18 protein-coding genes and 1 tRNA gene are annotated in these 15,295 nt (G+C 70.7%); 4 read left to right on the top strand and 15 right to left on the bottom strand.

Annotated elements, in window-relative coordinates; all coding sequences use genetic code 11:
- Positions 1 to 45 precede the first annotated feature (45 nt).
- Positions 46 to 990, bottom strand: coding sequence for a cysteine synthase CysM (cysM, locus tag Tsedi_RS04855; RefSeq protein ID WP_143894172.1), 945 nt, complete (start codon positions 988 to 990; stop codon positions 46 to 48).
- 87 nt (positions 991 to 1,077) lie between these two features.
- Here cysM and Tsedi_RS04850 point away from each other — a divergent pair.
- A tRNA-Leu gene (locus Tsedi_RS04850) sits at positions 1,078 to 1,164 on the top strand.
- Between the two features lie 55 nt (positions 1,165 to 1,219).
- Entirely contained in the window at positions 1,220 to 2,206 is a 987-nt protein-coding gene (locus Tsedi_RS04845; protein ID WP_143894170.1) for a calcium/sodium antiporter, read from the top strand.
- Here the strand turns inward: Tsedi_RS04845 and Tsedi_RS04840 are convergent.
- Entirely contained in the window at positions 2,164 to 3,117 is a 954-nt protein-coding gene (locus Tsedi_RS04840; RefSeq protein WP_143894168.1) for an NAD-dependent epimerase/dehydratase family protein, read from the bottom strand. The two genes, Tsedi_RS04845 and Tsedi_RS04840, sit on opposite strands and share 43 nt — an antisense overlap.
- A 116-nt stretch (positions 3,118 to 3,233) precedes the next feature.
- Here Tsedi_RS04840 and Tsedi_RS04835 point away from each other — a divergent pair, with 116 nt between their 5' ends.
- A complete protein-coding gene (locus Tsedi_RS04835) occupies positions 3,234 to 4,277 on the top strand; it encodes a CDP-6-deoxy-delta-3,4-glucoseen reductase (RefSeq protein ID WP_143894166.1) in 1,044 nt (347 codons plus the stop codon).
- Positions 4,278 to 4,299: 22 nt separating this feature from the next.
- Here the strand turns inward: Tsedi_RS04835 and Tsedi_RS04830 are convergent, their stop codons facing one another.
- Genes Tsedi_RS04830 through Tsedi_RS04810 form a run of 5 tightly spaced genes read right to left on the bottom strand, consistent with a single transcriptional unit; the run spans position 4,300 to position 8,435 of the window.
- Positions 4,300 to 4,944, bottom strand: coding sequence for an SCO family protein (locus Tsedi_RS04830; protein WP_143894164.1), 645 nt, complete (start codon positions 4,942 to 4,944; stop codon positions 4,300 to 4,302).
- The gene (cyoE, locus tag Tsedi_RS04825) at positions 4,941 to 5,858 is read right to left on the bottom strand and encodes a heme o synthase (RefSeq protein ID WP_143894162.1); all 918 of its coding nucleotides are present in this window, start codon (positions 5,856 to 5,858) and stop codon (positions 4,941 to 4,943) included. The genes Tsedi_RS04830 and cyoE overlap by 4 nt, the downstream gene beginning before the upstream one ends.
- Positions 5,855 to 7,003: a COX15/CtaA family protein gene (locus Tsedi_RS04820; protein WP_425472723.1), complete on the bottom strand. Its 1,149-nt coding sequence runs from the start codon at positions 7,001 to 7,003 to the stop codon at positions 5,855 to 5,857. The genes cyoE and Tsedi_RS04820 overlap by 4 nt, the downstream gene beginning before the upstream one ends.
- Positions 7,004 to 7,021: 18 nt before the next feature.
- Positions 7,022 to 7,732 (bottom strand): SCO family protein, encoded by a 711-nt coding sequence (locus Tsedi_RS04815; RefSeq protein ID WP_143894160.1) that lies wholly within the window; start codon positions 7,730 to 7,732, stop codon positions 7,022 to 7,024.
- Positions 7,680 to 8,435, bottom strand: coding sequence for an SURF1 family protein (locus Tsedi_RS04810; protein WP_143894158.1), 756 nt, complete (start codon positions 8,433 to 8,435; stop codon positions 7,680 to 7,682). Before Tsedi_RS04810 ends, Tsedi_RS04815 begins: the two co-directional genes overlap by 53 nt.
- A 21-nt stretch (positions 8,436 to 8,456) precedes the next feature.
- Here Tsedi_RS04810 and Tsedi_RS04805 point away from each other — a divergent pair, with 21 nt between their 5' ends.
- Positions 8,457 to 8,681: a twin transmembrane helix small protein gene (locus tag Tsedi_RS04805; protein ID WP_143894156.1), complete on the top strand. Its 225-nt coding sequence runs from the start codon at positions 8,457 to 8,459 to the stop codon at positions 8,679 to 8,681.
- 160 nt (positions 8,682 to 8,841) lie between these two features.
- Here Tsedi_RS04805 and Tsedi_RS04800 read toward each other — a convergent pair whose 3' ends face one another.
- The 8 genes from Tsedi_RS04800 to Tsedi_RS04770 form a co-directional block, all read right to left on the bottom strand.
- Positions 8,842 to 9,723, bottom strand: a complete 882-nt coding sequence (locus tag Tsedi_RS04800; RefSeq protein WP_143894154.1) for a cytochrome c oxidase subunit 3 — start codon at positions 9,721 to 9,723, stop codon at positions 8,842 to 8,844.
- Between the two features lie 55 nt (positions 9,724 to 9,778).
- Entirely contained in the window at positions 9,779 to 9,991 is a 213-nt protein-coding gene (locus tag Tsedi_RS04795; protein WP_143894152.1) for a DUF2970 domain-containing protein, read from the bottom strand.
- Positions 9,988 to 10,593, bottom strand: coding sequence for a cytochrome c oxidase assembly protein (locus Tsedi_RS04790; RefSeq protein WP_143894150.1), 606 nt, complete (start codon positions 10,591 to 10,593; stop codon positions 9,988 to 9,990). Before Tsedi_RS04790 ends, Tsedi_RS04795 begins: the two co-directional genes overlap by 4 nt.
- Positions 10,594 to 10,619: 26 nt before the next feature.
- Positions 10,620 to 10,730 carry a cytochrome oxidase small assembly protein gene (locus tag Tsedi_RS12265; protein ID WP_221934201.1) on the bottom strand — a complete coding sequence of 37 codons (111 nt, stop codon included), beginning with the start codon at positions 10,728 to 10,730 and terminating at the stop codon, positions 10,620 to 10,622.
- Positions 10,731 to 10,757: 27 nt separating this feature from the next.
- On the bottom strand, positions 10,758 to 12,377 hold the full coding sequence (gene ctaD, locus Tsedi_RS04785) for a cytochrome c oxidase subunit I (RefSeq protein ID WP_143894147.1): 1,620 nt from the start codon (positions 12,375 to 12,377) through the stop codon (positions 10,758 to 10,760).
- 31 nt (positions 12,378 to 12,408) lie between these two features.
- Positions 12,409 to 13,578, bottom strand: a complete 1,170-nt coding sequence (coxB, locus tag Tsedi_RS04780) for a cytochrome c oxidase subunit II (RefSeq protein WP_425472727.1) — start codon at positions 13,576 to 13,578, stop codon at positions 12,409 to 12,411.
- A 131-nt stretch (positions 13,579 to 13,709) separates the two neighbouring features.
- Entirely contained in the window at positions 13,710 to 14,201 is a 492-nt protein-coding gene (locus Tsedi_RS04775; protein ID WP_143894145.1) for a DUF2244 domain-containing protein, read from the bottom strand.
- A gap of 145 nt (positions 14,202 to 14,346) precedes the next feature.
- Positions 14,347 to 15,267, bottom strand: coding sequence for a class I SAM-dependent methyltransferase (locus Tsedi_RS04770; RefSeq protein ID WP_143894143.1), 921 nt, complete (start codon positions 15,265 to 15,267; stop codon positions 14,347 to 14,349).
- Positions 15,268 to 15,295 lie beyond the last annotated feature (28 nt).

Genomic DNA, 15,295 nt, shown 5'->3' with positions numbered 1-15,295 from the left:
AGACGGCTGCCGGTTTGACCGGCCACCGGCCGCCGCCACGGGTGCTCAGGCCGGAAACACTCCGGTGGACAGGTAGCGGTCGCCGCGGTCGCAGACGATGAAGACGATGGTGGCGTTTTCCACCTGCGCCGCGATTCTCTGCGCCACCCAGCACGCCCCGGCGGCCGAGATGCCGGCGAAGATCCCCTCCTCGCGCGCCAGGCGGCGGCACATCGCCTCGGCATCCGCCTGGCTGACGTAGACCAGCTCGTCCACGCCCGAGGGGTCGTAGATCTTCGGCAGGTACTCCGGCGGCCACTTGCGGATGCCGGGGATGCGCGAGCCTTCGCTGGGCTGCGCGCCGATCACGCGGATCGCCGGGTTCTTCTCCTTCAGGAAGCGGCTCACCCCCGTGATGGTGCCGGTGGTGCCCATCGCGCTGACGAAGTGCGTGATGCGCCCGCCGGTCTGCTGCCAGATCTCGGGGCCGGTGGTCTCGTAGTGGATGCGCGGGTTGTCCGGGTTGGCGAACTGGTCCAGCACCTTGCCCTTGCCCTCGCGCTGCATCTTCTCCGCCAGGTCACGCGCGTACTCCATGCCGCCGCTCCTGGGCGTGAGGATCAGCTCGGCGCCGAACGCCTTCATCGTCTGCGCCCGCTCGATCGAGAGATCCTCCGGCATGATCAGCACCATGCGGTAGCCGCGGATGGCCGCCGCCATCGCCAGCGCGATGCCGGTGTTGCCGCTGGTGGCCTCGATCAGCGTGTCGCCGGGGCGGATCTCGCCGCGCTCCTCGGCGCGACGGATCATCGACAGCGCCGGGCGGTCCTTGACCGAGCCGGCCGGGTTGTTGCCCTCCAGCTTGCCCAGCACGACGTTGCCGCGCGCGCGGTTGTCCGGCTCGCCGATGCGCTGCAGCGCCACCAGCGGCGTGTGGCCGATGGCATCCTCGATCGTGGGGTAGCGGCGCGGGGCGCGGCGGCGGACAGGCTGTTTCGTGGAACGACTCATCGCGACGGCAGCAGGAGGTCGACAGGATCGGCGCGCCGGCCCCGCGGGGGCCGGTGGCGTGAATGTGCCATAATTTTCCGTCCACGGGCCGGAGTGGCGAAATAGGTAGACGCAGCAGATTCAAAATCTGCCGGTGGCGACACCGTGCCGGTTCGAGTCCGGCCTCCGGCACCAGCCCAGCTGCCGGCCGCCCCGCGGCCGCGCGCCCCAGGGCCGGCGCGCCTTTCCCATGATCACCCCCCTGCTGCCCCTCGTCGCGATCGTTCTCGGGCTGGCCGTGCTGGTCTGGTCGGCCGACCGCTTCGTCGCCGCCGCCGCCGCCATCGCGCGCCACTTCGGGCTGCCGCCGCTGCTGATCGGCGCGGTCATCATCGGCTTTGGCACCTCCGCGCCCGAGCTGGCGGTGTCGGTGCTGTCGGCGCTGGAGGGCAACCCCGGCATCGCGCTGGGCAACGCCTACGGCTCCAACATCGCCAACATCGGCCTCATCCTCGGCCTGACGGCGCTGATCAGCCCGATCGCGGTGCAGTCGCAGGTGCTGCGGCAGGAGCTGCCGATCCTCACCGCCGTCACCGCGCTGGCGCTGCTGCTGGCGTGGGACCTGGCGATCACGCGCGCCGAGGCCGGGGCGATGCTCGCGGTGTTCGCGGCGCTGATGGCATGGTCGATCTGGCAGGGCGTGCGGCACGGCGCCGACACGCTGGCCGCCGAGACCGAGGTCGAGCTGCAGGCCACGACGCTGCCGGTCGGCCGCGCCTGGGCCGAGCTGGCGCTGGGCCTCGTGCTGCTGGTGGCGAGCTCGCGCGCGCTGGTCTGGGGCGCGGTCAGCGTCGCGCAGGCGCTGGGCGTCAGCGACCTCGTCATCGGCCTGACGATCGTCGCGGTGGGCACCTCGCTGCCGGAGCTGGCCTCCTCGATCGCCGCCGCGCGCAAGGGCGAGCACGACCTGGCGCTGGGCAACGTGATCGGCTCCAACCTCTTCAACACGCTGGCGGTGGCGGGCCTGGCGGGCGCCATCGCGCCGATGCAGGCCGAGGCGGCGCTGCTGAGCCGCGACCTGCCGGTGATGGCGGCGTTCACGCTGGCGTTGTTCGTGCTCGGCTGGGGCTGGCGCGGCCGCCCCGGGCGCATCAACCGCGCCGAGGGCGCGCTGCTGATCGCCGGCTACGTCGGCTATTCGCTCTGGTTGGTGCGCGACCAGCTCGCGGCGGCCTGAGCCCAACCGTCCTCCACCGAGGGATAGCGCAGGCGCAGCCGCAGCTCGCGCTTGAGGCGCTGGTTGCGCAGCCGGCGTGACTCGTCCATGAACGACAGCACCGCCAACGGCAAGCGCCCCTGCGCCTCGGCGCGGCTGAGGCGCGGCGGACGCGGCAGACCGAGCAGGTCGGCCACCCGGTCCAGGCAGTCCCCCATCGGCAGCTGGGTGTCGTCGACCACGTTGACCACGCGCTGCGGACGGCCCAGCCACAGCGCCCGCACGCAGGCGCGCGCCAGGTCATCGGCGTGGATGTGGTTGGTGACGACGTCGTCCTCGCGCCGCAGCACCGGCAGGCCCCCCAGCAGGCGCTGCGGGGCCCCGCCGGGGCGATCCGGCGCGTAGATGCCGGGGATGCGCAGCAGCGTGACGCGGGCACCGGTCTGCCGTCCCCACAGGCGCCACGTCCGCTCGGCGTCCAGCCGCCGCCATGCCCGCGGCGTGCGCGGATCGGGCGCGCGCGTCTCGTCCACCCAGGCGCCGCCGCAGTCACCGTACACCCCGCTGGTGGAGCCGTAGACCAGCTGATGCGGCACGCTGCGCCGCGCCAGTGCCGCCGCCAGTGCGCGCGAGCGCGGGTCGCGCCGCCAGTCGCGCAGCCCCTGCGAAGGCGGTGGCGCCAGGTGCAGCACCCGCTGCGCCAACCCGGCCAGCCGCCGCAACGTGGGCGGCTCGTCCAGATCCCCGACCAGCGGCGTGACACCCAATGCGCGCAGCGCCGGCACGCGCGCCGGCGTCGAGGTCAGCGCCAACAGGCGCACCCGGCCGGCCAGGCGCCGGGCCACGCGCGTGCCCACGTCCCCGCAGCCGACGATCAGCAACCGCGTGCGGCGGAAGCGCGCCGGCAGCGCCCCACCCGTCGTGTTCAGCATCGGTTCACGTCCTCCGCATCAGACTTGGCGCCCACGGCGGCGCGAGCAGCACCGCCATTTGCGACAATCCCATCCTCGATTTCCTTGACACCCCTGCGGGCCCACCGCGCCAGAGTATGACATTCACCATCACCGTCGAACCCAGCGGCCGCACCTTCACCGCCACCGAGCACGAAACCCTGCTGGCCGCCGCGATCCGCCAGGGCATCGGCCTGCCCTACGGCTGCAAGGACGGCGCTTGTGGCTCGTGCAAGTGCCGCAAGCTCAGCGGCACCGTCACGCACGGGCCGCATCAGGACAAGGCCCTGTCGGCCGAGGAAGAGGCCGCCGGCCTGATCCTGACCTGCTGCGCCACCGCGCACAGCGACGTCGTGATCGAGGCGCGCCAGGTCACCGAGGCTGGCGCCTTCCCGGTCAAGAAGCTGCCGGTGCGCGTGCTGGCACTGGAGCGCGCCGCCCCCGACGTGATGATCGTGCGGCTGCAGCTGCCGGCCACCGAGCCGTTCCAGTACCGCGCCGGTCAGTACGTGGAGTTCCTGCTGCGCGACGGCAGCCGCCGCGCCTACTCGATGGCCACCGCGCCGCACGTGGCCGCCGAGCCGCCGCAGCTGGAACTGCACATCCGCCACATGCCGGGCGGCAAGTTCACCGACCACGTCTTCGGCGGCATGAAGGAAAAGGAGATTCTGCGCATCGAGGGACCGTTCGGCAGCTTCTTCCTGCGCGAGGAAAGCGACAAGCCGATCATCCTGCTGGCCTCGGGCACCGGCTTTGCCCCCATCAAGGCCATCCTGCAGCACATGCGGCACGCCGGCATCCGGCGGCCGACGTGGCTGTACTGGGGCGGCCGGCGTCCGCACGACCTGTACCAGGACGGCTGGGTCCGCGCGCTGGCGGCCGAGATGCCGAACCTGACCTACATACCGGTGGTCTCGGACGCGCTGCCCGAGGACGGCTGGCAGGGTCGCACCGGCTTCGTGCACCTGGCGGTGTTGCAGGACCACCCGGACCTGTCGGGGTTCGAGGTCTACGCCTGCGGCGCGCCGGTCGTCGTCGATTCGGCCCGCCGCGACTACGCCGCCGCCGGCCTGCCGCAGGACGCCTTCTACGCCGACGCGTTCACCTCCGAGGCCGACAAGGCTTCGGATGCGACGGCTTGAACGGTGGGGGCAGCAACAGTCTTCACCCCGCCTCGCGCAGCAGCCTCCGCACGTCGCTGGCCAGCGCCTGCGCCCCGCTGCCGTAGCGGTGGTACAGGCGCAGCCGCCCGTGCGTGTCGTACACGTAGCTGCCGGCCGAGTGGTCCATCGTGTAGCTGGTCGGTGTCGGCCCCTCGACTTTCCTGTAATAGACCTTGAACGCCTTGGCCAGTGCGGGCAGTTCCTCGGGGCTGGCGCGCAGGGCCAGGAACGACGGGTCGAAGCTGGCCATGTAGGCGCGCATCACCTCGGGCGTGTCGCGCTCGGGATCGACGCTGATGAAGATGCCCTGCAGCCGCTCGCCGTCCGCGCCGAGCAGGCGCTTGGCTTCGGCCAGCTCGCCCAGCGACGTGGGACACACATCGGGACACTGCGTGTAGCCGAAAAACACCACCACCACCTTGCCGCGGAAGTCCGCCAGCGTGCGCCGCTGGCCGTTCTGGTCCGGCAGGTCGAAGCCCTGCGCGTAGTCCGCGCCGGTGAGGTCGATGCCGTGGAACGCCGGCTGGTCGCTGCAGGCGACCAGCCACGGCGCGCCGGCCAGCGCCAGCAGGCCGCGCAGCGCGGCGCGGCGCGCGCCCGGCTCGCCGGGCGGACGGGGAACGGTGGACGGAGGCACGAAGGTCATGGCCAGAGCGTGACCAGGTAGTGGTCCACCAGCATCGCGGCGAACAGCAGCGACAGGTGAATCAACGAGAAGCGGAACGTGCGGCGCGCCTGCTCGTCGGAATACGACCGCCACAGCCGCCAGGCGTACGCCACGAAGCCGGCGTTGAGCACGACGGCGGCCAGCAGGTACAGCCAGCCGCTCATGCGCAGCAGATACGGCAGCAGACAGGCGGCAAACAGCACCAGCGTGTACAGCAGGATGTGCAGCCGGGTGAATTCGGAGCCGTGCGTCACCGGCAGCATCGGCAGGCCGGACTTGCGGTAGTCCTCGACGCGGTACAGCGCCAGCGCCCAGAAGTGCGGCGGCGTCCACAGGAAGATGATCAGAAACAGCACCAGCGCCTCGGCGGTGACCGCGTTGGTCATCGCCGCCCAGCCCAGCACCGGCGGCATCGCCCCGGAGGCACCGCCGATGACGATGTTCTGGGGCGTCAGGGGCTTGAGGATCACGGTGTAGACGATCGCATAGCCGACGAAGGTGGCCAGCGTCAGCCACATCGTCAGCGGATTGACCGCGAGGTACAGCAGCGCCGAGCCGGCGGCACACAGCGCGGCCGAGAATGCCAGCGCCTGCGCCCGGGTCAGCTCGCCGCGCGCCGTCGGACGCCAGGCGGTGCGCCGCATGCGCGCGTCGATGTGCTGCTCGATCAGACAGTTGAACGCTGCCGCCGCTCCCGACACCATCCAGATGCCGAGGCTGGCCAGCGCCATCGTGCGCCACTGCGCCGCGCCGGGCCAGCCCGGCACCGCCAGCACCATGCCGATGAAGGCGCAGAAGACGATCAGCTGGATGACGCGCGGCTTCATCAGCACGTAGTACTGCCGCCACACCGCCGGCAGTGGCTTGGGCGCGGGGATGCTGCCGGCGCTCATGCCCGCCCTCCCCCTGCCGCCAGCGGTCTGTCCAGCACCGGCGTGCGCGCGGCGCGGACGGCCGGCTGCGCCAGCCAGCCGCTCAGCACCACCACCAGCGCCGCCGCCCCACCGGTGTGCGCCACCGCCGCCACCAGCGGCCAATCCAGCACCACGTTGGACAGGCCGGTCAGCAGCTGCCAGCCGGCCAGCCCCCACAGCCAGCGCGCACGCGCCCGCTGGCCGATCCGCCACTGCCACACCCCTACCGCGGCCAGCGCCGCCAGCACGAGGTAGGCAAACAGCCGGTGCACGTAGTGGATCGCCGTCAGCGCCGCAAACGGCAGCGCCTCACCACTGCCCTGCACGCCCAGCTCGCGCCACAGCTCGAAACCGCGCGCGAAGTCCATCTCCGGCCACCAGCTGCCCTGACAGGTGGGAAAGTCACGACAGGCCAGCACGGCGTAGTTGGTGCTGACCCAGCCCCCCAGTGCGATCTGCAGCCACACCAGCGCGAACAACCCCCACAGCGCCGCACGCAGTGCCGCCGGGGTCTCCCCGGACGCCGATGGCGCCCCCCAGCGCACGTCCTGCCAGCGCAGCAGCGCCAGCAGCACCATGCCGCCGAGCAGGTGCAGCGTGACGATCGCCGGAAACAGCTTCATCGTCACCGTCAGCGCCCCGAACGCGCCCTGCAGGCACACCCACGCCAGCGTCAGCCACGCCCACCGCACCGGCGTGTGCGCACGCCGCCGCTCCACCGTGCTGACCACGGCCATGACCAGGATCAGCCCGCCCACCGCGGTGGCCAGGTAGCGGTGGATCATCTCGATCCAGGCCTTGGACCACGTCACCGGCCCGGTCGGCATCGCGGCCTGCGCGGCGGTGATGTCGGCGCGCGCGCCGATCGGACTGGCCGCCCCGTAGCACCCCGGCCAGTCCGGACACCCGAGACCGGAGTCGGTCAGACGCGTGAACGCACCGAACAACACCAGGTCGAACGTCAGGAACAGCGTCAGCGCCGCCAGCGCGCGCAGCCGCTGCACCGGCGGCGCGCCGCGGCTGCGCAACCACACCCACAGCAGCGGGCCGGCGGCGATCAGCATCCCCACCAGCAGCAGCCGGAACACCGGGCTCCAGTCGACGAAGGTCTCGAACGTGTCCACGCGGCGGGCTCCTGCGCGTCAGGGGCGGCCGGGGCGGTCCCACGAGCTGGAGGCGCGCATCAGCCGCTCCAGGTCGCGCCGCATGCGGCCCGGGTCGGCCTCGGCCGGAAAGCGCATCATCCAGTTGCCGATCGGATCGACCACGTACAGGTGGTCGCTCAGCCGGCGGCCCGGCGCCGGCTCCAGCCAGCGCGCCAGCTCGGCCTCGTCCACCCACAGCACGGTGGCGGCGGCGAGCGCCGGGCGCAGCCGTTCGGGGAACTCGCGACTGCCGGTGCGCAGCCACACCCAGTCCATGCGGTCCTTGTCCTTGCCGAGGCTTTCGCGCAGCTGGCGCTGCAGGTACAGGTGGCGCTCGCACTGCGCGTCGCAGGCGCTGTCGGCGACGCTGACGAACAGCCATTGGTGACGCAGCGCCGTCAGCGGCACGGTGCGTCCCTCGGTGTCCACGCCGGCGATGGCCGGCAGCGGCCGCTGCGGCTCGATCAGCTCGCCGTAGTTGCGCCGCCCCTCGGGCCGGATCACATAGTAGGTGAAGTACGACGCGATCACCGGCGAGGCCGCCACCAGGAACAGCAGCAGCATCTTCAGTCGCCCGGCGCGCGTGGCCGCCGGGTCGCGCACCATCGCGCCGCCAGGGGTCGGCAGCGCGTGCACCGTCAGCGTCAGCGGCTCGTCACGCCAGCCCGGTGCGCCGCCGGCGGGGGAGGAGGAATTGGAACCAGACATACAGGGCCGCGATCAGGCCCGCCAGCGCAAACCACTGCACCGCGTAGCCCAGGTGTTTCTCGGGGGCGACGGCCACCACCGGCCAGTCGCGCTGCAGCGCCAGCCCGTCGGCCGTGCGCTCCTCGCCAGGCCCGGTCTGCTGCACCGAGGCCAGCAGCAGCGGCAGCCGCCAGCGCGCCGCCGCGGCCGCCACGTCGATATTCTGCCGTATCGGGCCCTCCTCGTCGGGGCCGAGCTGGAACAGCCGCGACGGCGGCGGGGCGAGCCGCCCCTCCACCCGCACGACCTTGTCGTCCGGGGTGAGCAGTGCGGGCACGCGCGAGCGCTCATCGGCCAGGCGCGGCAGCCAGCCACGTTGCACCAGCACCGCCACCGGCGCCCCGTCGGCCTGCAGCGGCGTCACCGCGACGTAGCCGGCACGTCCCTGGTGAGGGCGGTTGTCCAGCAGCACGGTGGCCGGCGCCACCCAACGGCCCTGCAGGCGCACCGTGCGGCCGTGCAGCTGCTCGAGCGCACCGCGCGCGGCGGCGTCGCGCAGCTCGTCCCAGCCCAGCGGCGGTGCGGCACGCTGCGCCTGCTGCTGCGCCAGCAGCGCGCGCTTGAGCTCGGCGCGCCCGAGCTGCCAGACGCCCAGCGACGCCGTCAGCGCGAACGCCACCAGCGCGGCCAGGGTCACGATCCAGAAACGTGCAGGGCGCCGCATGTCCGCCGATAATCGCACACCATGAAAGCCCTCGTCCTGCTCGCCTTCGCCGGCATCGTCGCCAGCCTCGGCAGCGCGCTGGTGGCCATGATGCGCGGCGACTCCGCCAGCGGCGACGCGCGGCGCTCGCGCCGCATGGCGCGTGCGCTGACGATGCGCATCGGGCTTTCGGTGCTGCTGTTCCTGCTGCTCATCGTCAGCCACTGGATGGGCTGGATCCAGCCCACCGGTCTGCCGGTGCGCTGATCGTTCCGGCCGCGGCCCGCGCCACACCCCGACGGTTCGCCGACCATCGCGCGGCGCCGGCGCTCCAGCGGCACGCGCCCTGCCCAAGAACGAGCGGAGCGCCCCGCGGGCGCTCCGGGATGCACCTGCGGGTGCCGGGAGGCGCCCGCCCTCGCCGACCTCACATCCAGTACACCAGCACGTACAGGAACAGCCAGACGACGTCGACGAAGTGCCAGTACCACGCCGCGCCCTCGAAACCGAAGTGGCGGTCCTTGGTGAAGTGGCCCTTCTGCAGCCGCAGCGTGATGACGATCAGCATCAGCATGCCGACGAACACGTGCAGTCCGTGGAAGCCGGTCAGCATGTAGAACGTCGAACCGAAGATGCCGGAGCTCAGCTTCAGGTTGAGGTCGGTGTAGGCGTGGAAATACTCATAGGCCTGCACGACCAGGAACGTGGCGCCCAGCAGCACGGTCAGCCACATGAAGGCGATCGCCTTGGTCCGATGGTCATCCTGCAGCGCGTGGTGCGCGATCGTCAGCGTCACGCCCGAGGTCAGCAGCAGCGCGGTGTTGATGGTCGGCAGCCAGAACGGGCCGACGGTCTGGAACGGCTCGACGATGCCGGCAGGCGAAGCGGTGGCACCGGGCTGCACCGAGGGCCAAACCGCCTGGAAGTTCGGCCAGATGAGGGCGTTCTCGAGATTGCCCAGCGTCGGCACCGCGTGCGAGCGCGCCCACCACAGCGCGGTGAAGAAGGCGCCGAAGAACATCACCTCGCTGAAGATGAACCAGCTCATGCTCCAGCGGTAGGAGACGTCGATCTTGCGGCTGTACAGACCCGACTCGCTCTCGTGCACGGCGTCGCGGAACCATTGGTAGAGCACCACCAGCCACCACGCCAGCCCGAAGGCGAGCGACCACTTGCCCCACTCGACGCCGTTGATCCACTGGCCGGCGCCCAGAATGACGAAGAACAGCCCGAAGGCCGCCAGCGCCGGGTGGCGCGAAAGCCCCGGTACGTAGTAGTACGGCGTGCCGCCATGGGTGGTTGCAGACATGTTCACTCCTCGATGCAAAGTCGTTGTCTTGGTTCGTTTCCGGTGCCTGTCGACCTCAGCCGGCCCCCGCCACCCAGCGCACGATCGCCATCAGCAACACCACGAACAGCAGCGCCAGCACGACTCCCGTGGCCATGACGGCGATCGGATTGAGCCGCTGCACGTCCTGCTCGAAGTCGCTGCGGCGCCGCAGGCCGAGAAAGCCCCACAGCACGGCGCGCACCGTGGCCAGCAGCGCCACGGGACGGCGATGGGCAGGCGTGGTCATGACGGGCGCCCCCCGCCGAGGAGCCCCTGTGGCCCGCCGGCCGTGGGCGCCGGCGGCGTCGGCGCGCCGACCTCGAAAAAGGTGTAGGACAGCGTGATGGTCTTCACGTCCTTAGGCAGCTTGGGATCGATGATGAAGGCCACCGGCCACTCGCGCTTCTCGCCCGGCGCCAGCGTGTACTGGTTGAAACAGAAGCACTCCAGCTTGGTGAAGTGGTTGGCGGCCTGGCGCGGCGCGTAGCTCGGGATGGCCTGAGCGGCCATCGTTCGGTTCTGCACGTTCTGAAATTCGTACATCACCGTGGCCAGCTCGCCGGGGTGCACCTCCATCGAGCGCACCGCCGGCTTGAAGTGCCAGGGGCCGCGCACGTTGGTGTCGAACTCCACCGTGATCGTGCGCGAGGTATCGACCTGGGTGTTGACCGGATCGGTGCGGACCTTGCCGGGCAGGTTGCGCTCGCCCAGCGCCAGCACGTTGATGCCGGTGGCCTCGCAGATCGCGCGGTAGATCGGCACCAGCGCGTAGCCGAACGCGAACATGCCCACGGCGATGACCGCCAGCTTGCCGGTCATGCGCAGGTTGTCGGCGCGGCGCAAATCCACTGTCGACCCTCCGCTTGCGCGACGGCTCAGCGACCCAGCAGCACCAGCTTGGCCACGAAGCCCAGCGCGAAGGCCAGCGCCACCGACGCCAGGATCAGCCCCAGGCGCACGTTCTGGCGACGTTGTTCAGGCGTCATGGCGGTGTGCTCCTCGTGCCGCACGGCTCAGCCCACGATGCGCGTGGCGGTGGCATCCAGCTTGGGCGGCGTCTCGAAGGTGTGGTGCGGCGCCGGCGACGGCACTTCCCACTCCAGCCCCTCGGCCCCTTCCCACGGCTTCTGCGGCGCCTTCTCGCCCTGGCCGCGCATCATCGGCAGCACGACCGCGAGGAAGAAGTACACCTGCGCCAGCCCGAAGGCGAACGCACCGACCGAGGCGATCGCGTTGAAGTCGGCGAACTGCATCGGGTAGTCGGCGTAGCGGCGCGGCATGCCGGCCAGGCCGAGGAAGTGCATCGGGAAGAAGGTGACGTTGAACGAGATCATCGACCACCAGAAGTGGATCTTGCCGCGCGTCTCGTTGTACATGACGCCGGTCCACTTCGGACCCCAGTAGTAGAAGCCCGCGAACATCGCAAACAGCGAGCCGGCCACCAGCACGTAGTGGAAGTGCGCCACGACGTAGTAGGTGTCCTGGAAGTTGATGTCCAGCGGCGCCATCGACAGCATCAGGCCGGTGAAGCCACCCATCGTGAACACGAAGATGAAGCCCACCGCCCACAGCATCGGCGTCTCGAACGTCATCGAGCCCTTCCACATCGTGGCCACCCAGTTGAAGATCTTCACGCCCGTGGGCACGGCGATCAGCATGGTGGCGTACATGAAGAACAGCTGGCCGGTCACCGGCATGCCGGTGGTGAACATGTGGTGCGCCCACACGATGAACGACAGGATCGCGATCGACGCGGTGGCGTACACCATCGAGGTGTAGCCGAACAGCTTCTTGCGGGCGAACGCCGGCACGACCTGGCTAATGATGCCGAAGGCCGGCAGGATCATGATGTAGACCTCGGGGTGCCCGAAGAACCAGAAGATGTGCTGGTACATGATCGGGTCGCCGCCGCCGGCGGGGTTGAAGAAGCTGGTGCCGAAGTGGCGGTCGGTCAGCGTCATGGTGATGGCGCCGGCCAGCACCGGCATCACCGCGATCAGCAGGTAGGCAGTGATCAGCCACGTCCACGCGAACATCGGCATCTTCATCAGCGTCATGCCGGGCGCGCGCATGTTCAGGATGGTCACGATGATGTTGATCGAGCCCATGATGGAGCTGGCGCCCAGGATGTGCATCGCGAAGATCGCGGCGTCCATCGACGGGCCCATCTGCAGCGTCAGCGGCGCATAGAGCGTCCAGCCGGCCGCCGGCGCCCCGCCGGGCATGAAGAACGACAGCACCAGGATCAGGCCCGCCGGCACCATCAGCCAGAAGCTGAAGTTGTTCATGCGGGCGAACGCCATGTCGGAAGCGCCGATCTGCAGCGGCAGCATCCAGTTGGCGAAGCCGACGAAGGCCGGCATGATGGCGCCGAACACCATGATGATGCCGTGCATGGTGGTGAGCTGATTGAACAGCTCGGGGTTGACCACCTGCAGGCCGGGCTGGAACAGCTCGGCGCGGATACCCAGCGCCAGCAGCCCGCCGATCATCAGCATCGTGAAGCTGAACAGCAGGTACAGCGTGCCGATGTCCTTGTGGTTGGTGGCGAACACCCAGCGGCGCCAGCCGGTGGGCGCGTGGTGCTCGTGGTCGTGCGCGTGCGCGCCCGGGTGATCCAAAACTGCACTCATGGCCTCTTCCTCGTCACGTTGTCTTCAACTCTCACTGGCGCGCCGCCACCACTTCCTTGGGCTGCACGACATCCCCGGTGCTGTTGGACCAGCTGTTGCGCACGAAGGTCATCACGGCGGCCAGCTCGACGTCCGAGAGCTGCTTCCAGGCCGGCATCTGGGCGGCCGCACCGTTGACGCCGTTGAGCAGCACCGCCAGCATCTTGCCGTGGTCGGCGTCGGTGACCATCGCCGAGCCGTCCAGCGGCTTGATCGGGCCGGCGCCCTTGCCATTGGCCTGGTGACAGGCCGCGCAGTTGGCGGCGTAAACCTGCTCGCCGCGCGCCTTGAGCTCGGCCAGCGTCCACTCCTTGTTGGGGTCGTCGGCCTTGGCGGCCATGGCCTTTTTCTGCTCCGCCACCCACTTGGAGTAGTCCTCCTGCGAGACCACCTTCACGTGGATCGGCATGTAGGCGTGCTCCTTGCCGCACAGCTCGGCGCACTGGCCGTAGAAGTCACCGGTCTTCTCGGCACGGAACCAGGTGTCGCGCACGAAGCCCGGGATGGCGTCCTGCTTGACGCCGAAGGCCGGCACCATCCAGGCGTGGATGACGTCGTTGGCGGTGGTGATGATGCGCACCTTCTTGCCCACCGGCACCACCAGCGGGTTGTCGACCTTGAGCAGGTAGTCGTCCGTCGGGGTGACCTTGCCGCTGTCGGACATCAGGCGGTGCTGCGGATCCAGCGTCGACAGGAACTGGATGCCCTCGCCTTCCCCTTTCAGGTACTCGTAGCCCCACTTCCACTGCATGCCGACCACCTTGATCGTGAGGTCGGCGTTGGAGGTGTCCTTCTGCGCCACGATCACCTTGGTGGCGGGCAGCGCCATGCCGATGACGATCAGCAGCGGCACGATGGTCCAGCCCAGCTCCACCCAGATCGGCTCGGGCAGCTGCTGCGCCTGGTGACCGACCGACTTGCGGTGCTTGGCGATCGAGTAGAACATGATGCCGAAGACGACGACGAAGATCGTCGCGCAGATCGCCAGCATGAACCAGTGCAGCCAGTGCTGCTCCTCGGCGATGCGGGTGGCCGGCGGGTGGAAGTTGAGCTGATTGACCGCCGGCCCGCCGGGCAGGTCGTTGACCGCCGCCTGCGCCTGACCGACCCAGACGCCCGCGACCAGCGCCGCCGTGCCCAGCGCACCCCACACGCGCCTCAGGACGCCGCCCTCGCACCGGCACCCCGCTTGACCTGACTGCTTCATCGTGCTCACGTCGTTTGCCTCGAATATAAGCGTTGATTTATGTCAACGCGGATTACACCAAACTTCCTCCAGCCCACCACTACGGACTATCCCGAACCCGGCGGCGCGGGCTGCGCCAGCGCCCAGCGCAGCTCATGCGCCAGCTGCTGCCGCACCTCGGGCCGGACGTGCCGGCCCACCTCCACGATGCGCCCGACCGCGCGCAGCCGAACGAGATCGCGCGCATGCCCGGGCGACTCCACCCGCACCCACGGGCGCGGCAGCTGCACTGCCGCCGCCTTTCCAGCCTCCCAGCGGCGCACGTGCAGCAGCGCGGCGTCGAGCTCCAGTTCCTCCCGGTCGGCGGCGTGACGCGCCATCCAGGCGAACGCCAGCACCACCACCCCCAGCTCCAGGGCCGCAAACGGCAACACCAGCGTGGCGCCGAGCGACGCGAACATCAGCGCCACCGCCAGCAGCGCGCCGCACGCCAAGGCGAAGGCCGCGACGAACTGGCGCGGCGTCAACGCGCCGTTGCGCCGCAGCTGCCAGCGCCAGCCACCCGGCATGGCCTGCGCCAGCCGCAGCGCCGGCGGCATGGAGGGCTCCTCCGTTTGCTGCACGCCTGCTTCCGTCTTCCCCGCACCGCGGCGCTTGCCGCACCTTGATCACGGTCAAGAAAAGCCCACGAACCGGTTGATCCAGATCAATTGTAGTGGCAAACGGCGGGGGATCAGGGGATCCTCAGCCGGCGGCGCGCTGGCGCAGCTGCTCGCGCAGGCGCTGCAGCGGCACGGTCACCTCGCCGCTCGGGGCGCGCGGCGCCGGCTTGAACGCGTGGCCGTAGACGACCTCCACCGTCAGGCACAGCCGCCCCTGCGCATCGCGCGGCAGCTCGCGCTCCACCGCCGCCAGCCAGGTGACGTGCCAGCGGCGGCCGCGCAGCGCCGGGTGGCGCCCCGGGTGCCAGTTGCGGCCCCAGGCGCGCAGGTCCTCCAGCAGGCGCCGGGCATCGGCGTAGGTCAGGGTCAGCCGCTCCATGTCCATCACCGGCTCCGCATAGCCGAGTTCGACCAGCAGATCACCCCAGTCGTGCATGTCGACGTAGTCGGCCGCCGGCGGGGGCCAGCCATGCGCGGCGTGCAGCGCGCGCAGCTCGCGCGCGGTGTCGGGCCCCAGGCACGACAGCATCAGGAAGCCGTCCACCGCCAGCCAGTCCAGCCAATGGCGCAGCAGGGCGCGCGGCTGCGGCGCCGCGTGCAGCACCATGTTGGCCCACACCAGTTCCACCGGCTCGGCCACTACCCCGTCGGCGGCCAGCTGCGGCACGGTGACCGGCGCCGGCTCGGCAGCCCGGCCCCACGGCCACCAACGCCGGCGCGCGGCCGACGCCGGCGGCATCGAGGCGGCCGCGCCCGGGCCGCCCAGCCAGACGCGCGCCGCGCCGTAGCGCTGCGCCACGAGGCGGTGCGCCTGCTCACCACCCAGCCGCGGGGCCCAGCTCAGCCACGCCCGTGGCGTGCGCCGGATCCAGTCCAGCCGCGCCGCCATGCGCTCCCCCACCCATTCGTGCAGCCAGGGGCTGACCGGTGGCACGCGGCGCAGCCAGCGCGCCGCCGCCACCGGATCGAGGCCGGGCGGCGTGGCAGCGGCGGGGGTGTCCATGGGCGCGGCAGTATAGTGGCGCAGCGGA

Source organism: Tepidimonas sediminis (assembly GCF_007556605.1).
GTDB lineage: Bacteria > Pseudomonadota > Gammaproteobacteria > Burkholderiales > Burkholderiaceae_C > Tepidimonas > Tepidimonas sediminis.
The sequence above is the reverse complement of the archived record's forward strand: the minus strand, read 5'-3'. Positions and strand labels throughout refer to the sequence as shown.

Excerpts from the sequence above, each read along its gene's own strand:
- cysM (WP_143894172.1), bottom strand. The coding sequence starts at position 990 with ATGAGTCGTTCCACGAAACAGCCTGTCCGCCGCCGCGCCCCGCGCCGC.
- Tsedi_RS04845 (WP_143894170.1), top strand. The coding sequence starts at position 1,220 with ATGATCACCCCCCTGCTGCCCCTCGTCGCGATCGTTCTCGGGCTGGCC.
- Tsedi_RS04840 (WP_143894168.1), bottom strand. The coding sequence starts at position 3,117 with ATGCTGAACACGACGGGTGGGGCGCTGCCGGCGCGCTTCCGCCGCACG.
- Tsedi_RS04835 (WP_143894166.1), top strand. The coding sequence starts at position 3,234 with ATGACATTCACCATCACCGTCGAACCCAGCGGCCGCACCTTCACCGCC.
- Tsedi_RS04830 (WP_143894164.1), bottom strand. The coding sequence starts at position 4,944 with ATGACCTTCGTGCCTCCGTCCACCGTTCCCCGTCCGCCCGGCGAGCCG.
- cyoE (WP_143894162.1), bottom strand. The coding sequence starts at position 5,858 with ATGAGCGCCGGCAGCATCCCCGCGCCCAAGCCACTGCCGGCGGTGTGG.
- Tsedi_RS04815 (WP_143894160.1), bottom strand. The coding sequence starts at position 7,732 with ATGTCTGGTTCCAATTCCTCCTCCCCCGCCGGCGGCGCACCGGGCTGG.
- Tsedi_RS04810 (WP_143894158.1), bottom strand. The coding sequence starts at position 8,435 with ATGCGGCGCCCTGCACGTTTCTGGATCGTGACCCTGGCCGCGCTGGTG.
- Tsedi_RS04805 (WP_143894156.1), top strand. The coding sequence starts at position 8,457 with ATGAAAGCCCTCGTCCTGCTCGCCTTCGCCGGCATCGTCGCCAGCCTC.
- Tsedi_RS04800 (WP_143894154.1), bottom strand. The coding sequence starts at position 9,723 with ATGTCTGCAACCACCCATGGCGGCACGCCGTACTACTACGTACCGGGG.
- Tsedi_RS04795 (WP_143894152.1), bottom strand. The coding sequence starts at position 9,991 with ATGACCACGCCTGCCCATCGCCGTCCCGTGGCGCTGCTGGCCACGGTG.
- Tsedi_RS12265 (WP_221934201.1), bottom strand. The coding sequence starts at position 10,730 with ATGACGCCTGAACAACGTCGCCAGAACGTGCGCCTGGGGCTGATCCTG.
- ctaD (WP_143894147.1), bottom strand. The coding sequence starts at position 12,377 with ATGAGTGCAGTTTTGGATCACCCGGGCGCGCACGCGCACGACCACGAG.
- Tsedi_RS04775 (WP_143894145.1), bottom strand. The coding sequence starts at position 14,201 with ATGCCGCCGGCGCTGCGGCTGGCGCAGGCCATGCCGGGTGGCTGGCGC.
- Tsedi_RS04770 (WP_143894143.1), bottom strand. The coding sequence starts at position 15,267 with ATGGACACCCCCGCCGCTGCCACGCCGCCCGGCCTCGATCCGGTGGCG.